This is a genomic window from Paenibacillus sp. F024 (genome assembly GCF_057814255.1).
The window spans coordinates 93,338-106,186 of record NZ_JBVASZ010000018.1 but is presented as its reverse complement, the minus strand read 5'-3'; the positions used below and the strand labels follow the sequence as shown (position 1 = coordinate 106,186).

The following is a 12,849-nucleotide window of genomic DNA, read 5'->3' as shown; positions in this document are numbered from 1 at the left end:
TTATCGCCGGCTTACCCGGTGAAAACGTCCTGAAGACGATCCCCGGTATCGGCCCGATCTACAGCGCTGGTATTATCGCCGAAATCGGTGACATCCATCGCTTTGACGATCAAGCCGCTCTGGCGAAATACGCTGGGCTTACTTGGCGAAAGAATCAGTCTGGCAAGTTTGAAGCCGAAGAAACGTCCCGTATTAAATCCGGCAACCGGTTTCTGCGTTATTACCTGGTTGAAGCTGCCAACTTGGTAAAGAACCGCGACGCAGAATTCGGAGAGTACTACCGGAAAAAATACAACGAAGTCACGAAGCACCAACACAAACGCGCCCTCGTCTTAACCGCAAGAAAACTTGTGCGTCTGGTCGATGTGCTGCTACGCAACGACCAAGTCTACACGCCGCGGAGGAAGGTGACTAACGCCTAAAGCTTCTCACCTACTTTCTGCGAAGCCCATTGGGAATTCCCAGTAAAATCGAGGTATATCCTGGAAAAAACGCTCGATTTTACTCAGGGTTTATTTCGTGATGCCATTTTTCCTGACTCAAAGCGATTTTCCATCAAAAGAATTTCCAATTACCGCGAATCAGGGACTTGACATCTTACCGCTGGACTTGGGCGAAAGATCTTCGGGGTCTTTTCGTTTCTGTCTTAAAGTGAAGATCATCATGATTACCAGACTAATTACAATCACAACTACACTCGTCCATTGTCCTGCTGTCCAATTAAAAAGATATCTAGGAGAGTCACCTCTTAAAAACTCCAGCATAAACCTTCCGATCGCATACAAGATGTTATAAGATAAGAACAAAAACCCTTTAGGCCATGTTTTATTTTTCATGATCAATAAAATCGCAAATACAATGAAATCCCACTGACCTTCCCATATCTCGGCTGGCCAAAGTGGTTGCGGACCGTATTCGGCATATGCCATTGTGCCTTCCGGATAAACGATGCCAAAACTTGAGCCTGTAGGTGATCCATACGCATCTCCATTTAAAAAGCAAGCGATACGACCGATAGCCTGGCCAAATATAATAGCTGGCGCCATCGTGTCCGCCAGCTCCCAAAATGAAATCCGAGCCACTCGGGCGTAAATCGCCGCAGCGATAAATCCACCTACTAGCGCTCCTTGAATGGCAATACCTCCGTTCCAAATAGCAGGTATCTCCACTAAATGTTTGGAGTAATAGTCCCATTGGAAGAAGAACACATGCCAAATTCTTGCAACCAAGATTGCTCCGATTAGTACATAAAACATCATGTTTGGAATATGTTTGCGATATGTTGTCCCTTTTGCTAAATAATACGCCACACCCATGGCCAACATGATGGCTAAAGCAACGACCAATCCATATGATCGAACTTGGAAATCGCCAATCGAAAAAAGAATCACTCTCATCCTATACCCTACCTTGCCCTATAATTGTTTTGCAAATTAGGCGTTCGCCCAAAAAAACAGTCCCTTACCGCATCCGGGTCTAAATCCACCGCAAAGCAGAGCGCTTCAAACCATTCTGTTTGTATAAACGATAATGCATCTTGTTTAATCTGAAAATATTGTCCTGTTCTCTTTGCCCGAATTTTCAGATCGGATTTGGTCAGCAACAGAATTTCCTGGATCAGAAGATAATACCCACGCGGCATCATGTTGATCTTCATCCCTTTCGCTTATTGATGTCTGTTCATGATGTTTCAATCTGTTTAAGAACATGGAAGATATAAATCCCGCTGCCATCATCAACAAATACACGATTTGTTGTCCAGATAACCCTAGTAGAAAAATTGCTTTCGGCTTAAATAACGACACTAGCATCAAGCCTGCACCAAAATAAGTTAAAAACAGAACAACTATGTTTCCCGAACCGACCTTCGACCGTTGTCTCCACAAGTAAATGAGCATGGGAACTGTAATAAACAGCATGTAAACATTGATAGGATGATATTTAAACTGAGGGCTTTCAATCGAAATTCCCCAAGGCAACGAAGTAGCCGAACCGTATTGCCATCCAATCAAACTGTATACGAGGACTGACGTGATGGTTCCAATAGCAAGCAGGTCACCAATAAAAAAAGCCGGAACTTTCAATCGCCGTATACTTATGGTCATGTAAAATACGGCAACCGTAACTCCTATCCATAATCCCGTTGAAGAACCAATCATAGTAATTAATCGATACGGGTTACTCCATAAAATAGACGGCGAGAAAAGCAAGGGGCTGAATTTCCAGACGAAGAATACGATAATAAAACTATTGAAAAGCTTATCAAGAATTGGACGATCATAGAAAGGGGAGTTTTTGATTAGCTTTTGCAGTACATAGTAGCCAACCATTCCTGAAAACCCCATCAGCAGCCAGTCCAATTTAATCATAAAGGGTCCAAATTGCAGTATTTCCGGCATAACCCTTTGCCCCCTAACGAATAAGTCGCTTAAATTTACTTTCCAAATCTCGGGAATCTACAACTCCGATTACCTGATCCACAATGACGCCTTTCCCATTTACAAAAAAGGTTGTTGGAATTGGCCTGATCTGATATCGCCCAGACACTGTTCCTTCCGGATCCAGTAAAACGGGGAAATCAAAACCGTATTCCTCCACAAAAGCTTTTGCTCCATCAATACTGTCGCCGACAGTAACGTTTACTGCATAAATCTCGATCTGTTCATTATATTTTTCATACAGTCTCACCAAATCGGGCGCCTCAATCCTGCATGGGCCGCACCATGATGCCCAAAAGTTAATAACAACGGGTTTGCCATTCAAGTCATCAAAAGAATACGCCTTCCCATCAAGTCCAGTTAGTGAAATCTGCGGGGCTCGATACCCTACTTTGGGCAGTTCTTCCTTATTATTTGGTGATGGCGATTGATAAACAGCCGCAACGGTGAGAACAACAATAGTCGCTAGCACTATCCATTGTTTTTTCATCCTTTTCCTTCTCTCCATTACCATATTCAAAAAGTTATATTTTCCAGCATACTACTTCCTTTTAAAATCCTGTAAATCCACCGAATAACTGAATCAAGAAAATCGTAATTTTTGTCATTTGGTCCGTATACAACAGAATTCCGGTCAATACCATCAAGGCCCCACCAATTTTCATCAAGATGCCTGAATATTTAAGTATCGATTTTAATCGTCCGATAAAGAATGCCATCACGAAAAACGGAATAGCAAAACCAATTGTGTAAGCAACGGTATAGATAATTGCCTGATTCGGATTGGCCACTCCAAGCATAATCACCGCCGACAAAATTGGTCCGACGCAGGGTGTCCAACCCGCCGCATACGTTATCCCGACAAGTACGGAACCAAAATAACCAACTGGCTTGTTCTTGAAAGTAACTCTCGCGTCTTTCATTAAGAACTTGGGTGTAAAAACTCCAAGCATAACCAGACCCATAACAGCGACCATAATACCTCCAAGTTTGCGTATCAGGTCTTGATAATCAGTAAATAAGTTTCCTATGAAACTAACTGAGATACCGAGAGCAATAAAAATAATTGAGAAACCGATCATAAAAAACACCGTATGCATCATCGCTTGCCGGTGGAGCATTCCTTTACCTTCTTGCAAATCTTTTACAGAAATACCTGTAATGTATGATAGATAAGAAGGATACAATGGAAGACAGCAGGGCGAAATAAATGATAAAAGACCTGCGCCAAATACAAGCCAAATGCTTAAATCTGCAGCATTCAAAAAGGTTACCTCCCTTTTCACACTACTGATTGTAGTGTAAATTGTTTTGAAAAGGGCGGGCTTACGAACACCCACCTAAAATAATGCTACTCATAATAAATATAAGAGATAGGGTCAGTAACAACGGTTTAAAGTCAGACATGGGAACATGGATCCGCTGTTTCGGTTCAAGAACTTGCATAATTCGATAATTGATTGCATTTTCTGCAAAGTAAGCAACTGCAGTAGAGTGCTGCATCTTGCCTACTTTTGATAGCTTTAGTAGAACATTGCCTAAATAATACTCCGTCCCCATTTGCTTAATGGCGAATCGGTCGGCAAGCAATTCCTTCCATGTCTTAAAATCACGTACCATCGCCTTCATCGTCGGTATATACCCTAACCCGTCAAGGATCAAAGCTAACAGGAACATTTTCAATGGGTCACGATTCCGGCAGTGGTACCACTCATGAAGCAGAATGGCTTCTACTTCATGATTGGAAAACATGCTCAATACTCCGGTTGAAACAATAATTCGGGGCTGGAAGAATCCTATTGTTAGAGCAATAAACTTCTCATCATTAACAACAATGAACTCTGTCCCCCACTTTTTATACTTATCATTCAGTTGTTTGGTAAGTTTCGTATGTTTCTTGCTATGAAACACCCTGAGCCATTTTTGGGTTAAACGTAATTGCTTGTAAAGACGCCAGATCATTTTCCCAAACGTATATAAAATGATCACGTTGATCAAAAATTTTATGACATTATGGGCTACGGTTTCTTCCTTTAATGCACTTATACAATATTGGAAAAAGTTCCAGGGAAGGCGAACATCCCATAGTTGATGCGCTATATATAGGCCCATTTGTACTAAAATCATAACACCGACGAGTAACAAGGAACCGAAAATGAAATTTATTCGGAATACAGGATTCATAAATCTTTCCTGCTTTTCAGTTGATTTAATTTATCCGATAATTTATTGATCAATTCAGAGTCGGCATCCTCCAACGCATCAATCATGTGTCCCACAACAAGATCACCAAATTCTTGAATGAGGCCATCTGTAACCGCCTTAGTTTGTACGTGCAGAAATTGTTCTTTCGTTTGCACAGGTTCGAAAACTGTCACCCTATTCCTGCCTTTTCCACGTGTATCTTTACTAAGGTGCCCTTTTTCCAGCAATCGATTCATTACGGTCATCACTGTGTTAAACGAAATAGGACTTTCCTGATTTAAAATTGACTGCACATCCTTGATACTCATACCATCGGACAACCACAATATGTTCATAATCTTGGCTTCGAGTGGGCCGAAAAAACGATTTAATCCTTCTTCATTCACATTAAACTTCTTCACATTTGTCATTTTCTCCCCCCCCACACTACAAATTGTAGTCTATTAAATACACTGTGTCAATCGCTCACAAATCGGTCAAAAATGAATCCGGCCTCCCTACATAAGTTCTACATAATCATGCATTATGATTAGTTTGTGATAAATGTTATAGACAAAAGTATTGAGGATAGGGAGGAAGCATTATGAAGATTGGTACACGTTTTAAATTAGTATTCGTTTTTGCAATACTTGCTGTTTTGCTTACAGCCTGCTTTGATTCGAAGGATTCGATGGAAGGAATGGATCACTCGAACATGAATCAATCCGGTATGACCAATACGGATAGCAGCAATCAGTCTAATGTAAATACACAAGATAAAACATCAAAGATGACAACCTTAAAGGGGAAGGAATTTACGCTTACCGCAAAAACAAGCAATTTAGAAATCACTCCTGGAAAAACGTTGCCTGTATGGACATTTAATAACTCTGTGCCAGGCCCCGAATTTCGTGTTAAACAAGGCGACACCGTCAAAATCACATTAAAAAACGATTTGCCTGAACCCACTACGATACATTGGCATGGTTTACCTGTTCCCAACGAAATGGACGGCATTCCGGGTGTAACTCAAAATGCTGTACAACCTGGGAAGTCATTTGTCTATGAATTTAAAGCTACTGTTCCCGGCACTTACTGGTACCATTCTCATCAAGACGGTGCTAATCAAGTGGATAAGGGCCTCTACGGTGCGTTTATTGTTGAAGGAACAGATGAGAAAGTGGATCGGGATTATACGTTAGTTTTAGATGAATGGATGAGCATGGGCGATATGGACATGTCATCAATGGACAATAGCAGCATGAACATGGATATGTCATCGATGGATCATAGCAACATGAATATGGATTCTTCAAAAGACCAGGCATCGAGTGAAAATAACATGGACCATGGAAATATGGGTGATGATGCTCACGGTTCTTCGGCTGAAGGTCATGATATGAGTATGTACGATATATATTCAATCAATGGGAAGTCGGGAGACTCGATTGATAAACTTATAGTGAAAAAGGGCGAAAAAGTTCGCATTCGACTCGTTAACGCTGGATTACTTTCGCATAATATCCATTTACATGGGCACGAATTTAAAGTCGTCTCTACTGACGGACAACCGATCAACAATCCTGCTTCTATCAATGATCAGGTCATTTCGATTGCTCCGGGAGAACGCTACGATCTCGAATTTGAAGCGAACAACCCCGGGCAATGGTATATCGAAGATCACGGAGATGATCCGCGTGTGAAAGGCATGAAGGCCATCATTGCCTACGAAGGCGCAAACGCAGATACAGACAAGCCAAACGAAACTGCCGCGCTGCCAATCCTTGATTTGACACGTTATGGGCAATCATCAAATTCAGTGTTCACATTGGACCAAAAATATGATTTAGAGTACACGATGGATCTGAATACGGATCAACAGAGTGGACAGCAGGTCTATACGATTAATGGAAAAACATATCCCGACACTGAGAAAATCAAAGTCAAAAAGGGAGACCTCGTCAAAGTCCGATTAGTCAATAATTCCAAGACCGACGATCATCCCATGCACCTTCATGGTCATTTCTTCCAAGTTCTTAGCAAGAACGGTAAGCCTATAGAAGGCTCACCCATCGTGAAAGACACACTTAATTTGAAACCAGGAGAAGAATACGAAGTGGCTTTTGTTGCGGATAATCCAGGAGACTGGATGTTCCACTGTCACGAACTTCACCATGCTGCAGCAGGTATGGTTACGCATTTGCAATATACCGACTATAAGAGCGATTTTGTACCTGATCCGAATGCCGGCAATAAGCCTGAATAACCTTAAATGGCCTGATCTTACGCCTTAAATTAGCGTAAAATCAGGCTGTTTTTTGCAGGTTGTTATTTTGTTTTCGCCCAGCTCTCACCACCGTCTTTACTTTCATATACCGAATACCTTTCAGTCACAATTAACAGACGGTTGGCGTCTTTCTTCGAACCTTTGATCCCAAGCGGCATTTCTCCATTCAAATCGACTAGCATTGGCTTCCAAGTTGTTAAGTCGTTCGATCTTTGAAATCTGCTTTCATTCATAGTAATGATTTCCCCGGTTGGCGTAATAAAAATTTGAAATGTCGGCTCATTACCGATCTTCGTCTCTTTTATATTGTTATCCATTATATCGTAACGGTACAGCCCGCTTTCTGTGCCGGCAATAATGGATGAAGATTGACCGGGTGCAATTGCTATAGAATATGCAGCTTGAGGAATAACACCTACCTTCGTCCAGGTATTCCCACCGTTGTTGGATTCATACAGATTGTCTCCTGGACCAGCAAGCATTGTATAAAGATGCTCAGGGTTATTTGTATCCATGGCCAAAAGGTGCGCATCCGGTTCATTTGATTTTTGTTTATTCGGCAGCCCGTCTTCGGCCACATCCCAAGTCTTTCCACCGTCTAATGATCGCTTAACAAAACCATGACCAGAAACTATCATTTTTTCCGGATTTGTTGGATCGATTTCCAGTCCCATTACGTCGTTACTTTGCAAAGGTTGTAATGTGCGTAACCATTTCCCGTTGTTATATTCATAAACACCTGTATGCGTTCCTAACCAGACAGTTGATTCATCTGCAGAATAGCTAAAGACATGAGGATGCGTTGCCGAGCCGGGTTTTAACTCGTCCGCTGAGCTTGTCCTATTTATGATTCCCCAGACAGCCACGCCTAAAATTCCAATCATAACGATCGAAAATACCCACCCTATACTCAAAGAAGATCCTTTTTTCTTACTGGCCATATTTATCTCTTCTCCTTCAGTTACTAATCCAAATTTTTAGGAAGTTGAATATAAACAATAGTTCCATGGTTGCTTTCAATCCATACCGATCCATGGTGGGCTTCGACTATTTTTTTCACGATTGTAAGACCAATACCTCCACCCCCGGATTTTCGATTTCGCGATTTGTCCCCCCGATAAAACCGTTCGAAAACATATGGCAAATCTTTAGGCGAAATACCTGATCCAGTATCACTCACAGTGATAAGAACACTTTCCCCCTTATCCGTCGCTTTTATTTCCACATATCTATTTTCCGGGGTAAATTCCAAAGCATTGCTTAACAGATTAACAAGAACTTGAATAAGACGTTCCTTGTCAACCTGTATGATGATTGAGGGAGCACTTTTGACTATGAGTTGAACATTTTTTTGCATGTAGGCAGCTGATACCACGCTTACTCCATGTTGGATCAACTTACTTATGTCTTCTTGTTTCAAAGATAATCGAAATTGGGAGGATTCTATATGTGTGAGTTGCTCCAAATCAGCAACCAAACGAATTAATCGCTCGATTTCTTCATAACAGGCTTGAATCCGCGACGGTGTCGGTTGCCAAACTCCATCTTGGAATGCTTGCATGTGACTTTTTAACGTTGCAAGCGGAGTACGCAATTCATGTGCAATATCTTGAGTCATTATTTTGCGCAAATGTTCCTGATTTTGCAATTGTTCTGCAAGTTGATTTAATGAGGCTCCCAGATCCGCCAACTCGTCATTTCCTTTAATGTTTGACCTTGATTCTAAATGTCCATGTGTCATTTTTTCCGCAACATGTTTCATTGTGATCAGCGGCGCAGATACTCGTTTCGCTATATATAAGCTAATACCGATGGTCAAAAGAAGCGCTACCAAAAATGTCCAAACGATGGATTGAATCAATGCTTGTTCTAAATGATAAATAAGCTGAGAAAAATCGTGAGTCATTCCCATCGACTGGTTCTGATACATCAAGAAGTGATAATGCGTCTCAAATATAAGACTTATACTAACGAATACGAGTATGGCTGCCACCGTAAAAATAAAAATGAAGGAAAGGCGGGCACGCAATCCGGCTTTTCTCATCTAGTACCACCCATAAAGCGATACCCAACACCGTAAAGGGTAACGATATATTCCGGTTTTTTAGGATCCGGCTCAATTTTTTGACGTAAATTTTTAACATGCTGATCAATGGACCGAACATCCCCCGCATAATCAAAACCATACACTTTTTCCACCAATTCTTCTCTTGTAAAATGTCTTTGAGGATGTCGGGCTAAAACCATCAGCAGTTTATATTCGTTCGGGGTTAACACAATTGGAGCTCCATTTAAATATACCTCATGGCGTAAAACATCGATAATAAGCTCGCCATCGTTAAAAGAGACGCGATCAGCAAGTAAATAACTGTCATCGGAACGTCGAAGGATTGCCCTAACCCTGGCAACCAACTCTCGAACATCAAAAGGCTTAATCAAATAATCATCTGCACCAAGCGAAAGACCTTGTATCCGATTATTTTCTGAAACCTTTGCGGTAAGCATAAGAATGGGAACGGAGCTTTGCTGACGAATTTTTTGGCATACTTCTTCTCCAGGAATATCCGGAAGCATCAAATCCAGTATGACCAAGTCGATTGCCGTTGATTCGATAAACGATAAGGCTTCTATACCCGTTCCCGCCTCAACGACGTTGTACCCCTCCTTTACCAAATAAGAACTAATGACATCGCGGATTTTTTCCTCATCATCGACTATTAAAAACTCTTCATACCCTATCATCCTCGCAATTAATCTACTCTGTAGGATAGCGCCTGTTTTCCTAAGGCTTCCCAACTCTCAATAAATTGTTTCTTATCGACTTTAATTCCTTTTTGATTTTTTCGCGGGTCGTTTATAAACACATGATCATTGTCGTAACCGACCAAGAGCACCGTATGCTCTTGAAACGTCGTCCGGATCGGCCCAAGTGGGGAATCCCACACCATCCATTGCTTTTCAGACGGCTTCGTGTATGAAACGGTTGTCCAAACCAGAACCGGAAAACCGTCAGATACTTGTTGCTCCAGTTCATCAAAGTCTTTTCCGGTAAAATCAATTCCGGTTGGAATATATTTGATAAGTAATTCAAATAATGCCGTGTGATAAATACCGTATCCTTTTTTCTTGCCTGTTATATCTCCTACAAAACCTAAATTCGGGTTTCCCCAATAGCGGATGCTTCCGTCTTTATTATACTCAATAGGCGTAGGATCCTGTTTTAGTTCGGGAAGCAAATCCATTTTACTTTTATCGATGCCGTAAAAATTGAACATCATCGTTAATGTTGCAATTTCACATCCGTTATAAAGTTCGGGTAACTGAAGAACGACAGGTGCGTCAATAAAGGCCGATTCGAGCTTTTCTTTTTTCTGATCAACATTATCACTTTCATTATAATCATCTTTATTTTCAGTTAAGATAGCGACGGATTGTCGCATGTCATCGGGATTAGAACCTATCAAAAACTCCTGATCAGTTATCTTTAAATACAATAACAACGTAAAGAACGCGCTTGTCATAACAAGGCCGATGACTAATATTGTTGCAAATATGTACTTCAGAGTTTTCAACATACTTTCTGCCTCTCCCGTTGTACAACCACTCATAATAAATTTAAAAATTTAATACACTACATATTATAGTATATATTTGGATAATTGTAACTACCTGTTCTCACTTATTTATAAACCAATTTCGGATGCACAATGTATAGCAATCCGTAAACAGCGGCCCCGATCATCATTGCAACGGTAAATCCCATTGTCATGGAAATCATTACGGAAAGAAGGGAACCGGCTACTGTCATCAATCCGTTTATCGCCCAACTTACCGCCGTCTGCCGTTCCGAAACTTGAGTTAAACCATAAGGAAAGGGCATACCCATAAAAAAGCCCAGCGGGAATAACAATATCGCTGCAACTGCTATTCGATAAATCAAAGGCAAATAAAACATTTGCTCATTGTACCAAGTAATTCCCGAATTCACTCCTATCGCAAGAATTGTTATTATCAGTAAAGGGACAAATCGTTTCGTTTGTCCATTGAACCATATCCCGGATAACAAACTCCCGATTCCACCGGCAATCAGTAAAATACCCAGAACCAATACAAAAGACAACGTAGGATGGCCTAACGGTAAAATAAGCCGTTGCACAAGCGTTGTTTCAATGATAATAAAACCGATGGCAATACCTGAAAAATAGGCGGTCCCTCCGTATCCGTTTTTCGTTATTCTAGCAAAGACAAATACGAACAAAAATGTCAGAACTACGATCCAAATAAACGAATAGGGGATTTTTCCTGTTTTGTTATAAAAGAACGGCATATCGTCGCTATTCGCAGCCAAGTTGACTTTCTGATCGGCTAATAACTTACTTAACGAAGAGTATTGATCATTTACATGAGGAATGTGAATCGGAATTTGCTGTATGCTCTCCGTTTCCGATTTTAAACGGTTGGCTAACATTAACGAAATCGGCCGCTTGTTAATGATCAACAGAGGCCGTGTTATCACGCTTCCCCCCATACCCCAAACCTCGTGTCCAAGATGCTGAAACGTACCAATCACTGCAATGTGATCACTTATTCGATTGTTGGTAACCCCTTCGCTTTTAAGGGATTTTTCAACAGCAGTCATAACCTTCGCCAATTCCATTTCGTTATGAAGCAGAAAGGCAAGTCTTCCGCCCGGCTTTAACTTCTTTAGATATTCTCCTACCGCTTCAACTGTAAACATATAGTTTTCTGTTAAGGTCATACCCAAAGCGTTTTCTGACTCCTTTTTTACCAACGATAAGTAAATTAAGTCATACTGATTTTGGGTTTGCCGGATATAGTTACGGCCATCGGATACAATTTCCCTAACGCCAGGCTGTTTAAATACATTGCCTGAAAAAGATGACATTGCCTCAACAGCCCGAAAACTTCCTGGATTGATATCGACTGCCTCAATCTGCTCAAAACCGGCCATTTTTGCAGTCAGGACTTCTTGTCCCCCGCCAGCACCAATAATTAAGACCCGTTCTTTTGTAACATCTTGAAAAGCAAGAAAACTCGTTGTCCATCGCAAATAATCGACCTGCTGCAAATCGCCTGTATATTTCGAAATTGGCGATACTGCTCCGCCATCGATCGTGATATATAACAATTGCCCATCTCCCGCGTCGTATACATCTGTGCGAGAAAATGAATTCCAATCCGAATAAACAATGTGAGTGTCTTTTTCACCTAAAAACAAATTTGCCGGGCTCGTTTGGTAAGCACGAAATGGAAGAAAGTTAGTAAAAGGTTGAACTAAGTTGAAAATCAAGATAGCAAGACCCGTTATATATATATATTTTAATGGGTTTGCAGCGGTTTTGACGCTGCAAACAAAACTAATGAACACTAGCGCCGCTGATATTAGACTGACCATTTCGATCGGACCTAGTACATCCATTAACCATATAGAAAATACCGCACCAATTCCGGCACCGGCTAAATCGAAAAAATATATCGTCCGAATATTTTCACGTTGCCCCTGCATGATTGCGGCAAGCAACGAACCACCCGCGAAAAAAGGTAAAAGTGCTACAGCCGAATAGAACCATATATTCTGATAAGGAAGCACATATATTGTTAAAACTGAAATAATCAACAGGATAGCAAATAGCCCTAACCATTCATTGCGGTTTCTAAAGACGAATCCTGAAGATTTGTAGGCTAAAAACCCGCCAAGACCGATTCCTAATGTTGCCAGGGAAATCGTTAAAAAGACGAAGTTATAATCCAGTATCACCGAAAAAAAACGGGAGAGGAATACTTCATATACTAAAAAAGCAAAAGCCGATGAAAATGTAATCAGCATATCTTTACGATCGCTTCGCTTCAATGACATAGTTCCCCTTCATAAGGTAATCCTGTTAATATTAACAGTTTGGTCAAATCGTGATGACCTTA

At 41.0% G+C, this 12,849-nt stretch carries 13 protein-coding genes; 2 read left to right on the top strand and 11 right to left on the bottom strand.

Going from position 1 to position 12,849, the window contains the following annotated elements:
* On the top strand, positions 1-422 hold a 422-nt coding region (locus ACZYR9_RS18350; RefSeq protein WP_488979909.1), incomplete at its 5' end, for a transposase.
* Positions 423-581: 159 nt separating this feature from the next.
* Here the strand turns inward: ACZYR9_RS18350 and lgt are convergent.
* The 6 genes from lgt to ACZYR9_RS18320 form a co-directional block, all read right to left on the bottom strand.
* Positions 582-1,397, bottom strand: a complete 816-nt coding sequence (gene lgt / locus ACZYR9_RS18345; protein WP_488979908.1) for a prolipoprotein diacylglyceryl transferase — start codon at positions 1,395-1,397, stop codon at positions 582-584.
* Between the two features lie 144 nt (positions 1,398-1,541).
* The gene (locus ACZYR9_RS18340; protein WP_488979907.1) at positions 1,542-2,399 is read right to left on the bottom strand and encodes a prolipoprotein diacylglyceryl transferase; all 858 of its coding nucleotides are present in this window, start codon (positions 2,397-2,399) and stop codon (positions 1,542-1,544) included.
* 13 nt (positions 2,400-2,412) lie between these two features.
* Entirely contained in the window at positions 2,413-2,928 is a 516-nt protein-coding gene (locus ACZYR9_RS18335) for a TlpA family protein disulfide reductase (protein ID WP_127608029.1), read from the bottom strand.
* 61 nt (positions 2,929-2,989) lie between these two features.
* The gene (locus ACZYR9_RS18330; protein WP_127608030.1) at positions 2,990-3,703 is read right to left on the bottom strand and encodes a cytochrome c biogenesis CcdA family protein; all 714 of its coding nucleotides are present in this window, start codon (positions 3,701-3,703) and stop codon (positions 2,990-2,992) included.
* Positions 3,704-3,764: 61 nt separating this feature from the next.
* Entirely contained in the window at positions 3,765-4,622 is an 858-nt protein-coding gene (locus ACZYR9_RS18325) for a M56 family metallopeptidase (RefSeq protein WP_127608031.1), read from the bottom strand.
* On the bottom strand, positions 4,619-5,053 hold the full coding sequence (locus tag ACZYR9_RS18320; protein WP_127608032.1) for a BlaI/MecI/CopY family transcriptional regulator: 435 nt from the start codon (positions 5,051-5,053) through the stop codon (positions 4,619-4,621). Before ACZYR9_RS18320 ends, ACZYR9_RS18325 begins: the two co-directional genes overlap by 4 nt.
* 173 nt (positions 5,054-5,226) lie before the next feature.
* Here ACZYR9_RS18320 and ACZYR9_RS18315 point away from each other — a divergent pair, with 173 nt between their 5' ends.
* Complete coding sequence (locus ACZYR9_RS18315) at positions 5,227-6,888, top strand: multicopper oxidase family protein (RefSeq protein WP_127608033.1); 1,662 nt, start codon at positions 5,227-5,229, stop codon at positions 6,886-6,888.
* Between the two features lie 62 nt (positions 6,889-6,950).
* On the opposite strand, the gene ACZYR9_RS18310 is transcribed toward ACZYR9_RS18315, so the two are convergent.
* From ACZYR9_RS18310 to ACZYR9_RS18290, 5 genes are all read right to left on the bottom strand, one after another.
* Positions 6,951-7,850, bottom strand: coding sequence for a WD40/YVTN/BNR-like repeat-containing protein (locus ACZYR9_RS18310; RefSeq protein ID WP_488979906.1), 900 nt, complete (start codon positions 7,848-7,850; stop codon positions 6,951-6,953).
* A 23-nt stretch (positions 7,851-7,873) separates the two neighbouring features.
* Positions 7,874-8,953 (bottom strand): sensor histidine kinase, encoded by a 1,080-nt coding sequence (locus tag ACZYR9_RS18305; RefSeq protein ID WP_488979905.1) that lies wholly within the window; start codon positions 8,951-8,953, stop codon positions 7,874-7,876.
* Positions 8,950-9,651: a response regulator gene (locus ACZYR9_RS18300; protein ID WP_488979904.1), complete on the bottom strand. Its 702-nt coding sequence runs from the start codon at positions 9,649-9,651 to the stop codon at positions 8,950-8,952. The genes ACZYR9_RS18305 and ACZYR9_RS18300 overlap by 4 nt, the downstream gene beginning before the upstream one ends.
* An 8-nt stretch (positions 9,652-9,659) precedes the next feature.
* Entirely contained in the window at positions 9,660-10,484 is an 825-nt protein-coding gene (locus tag ACZYR9_RS18295; protein WP_127608037.1) for a C39 family peptidase, read from the bottom strand.
* Between the two features lie 104 nt (positions 10,485-10,588).
* Positions 10,589-12,781, bottom strand: a complete 2,193-nt coding sequence (locus ACZYR9_RS18290; RefSeq protein ID WP_127608038.1) for a spermine synthase — start codon at positions 12,779-12,781, stop codon at positions 10,589-10,591.
* Positions 12,782-12,849 lie beyond the last annotated feature (68 nt).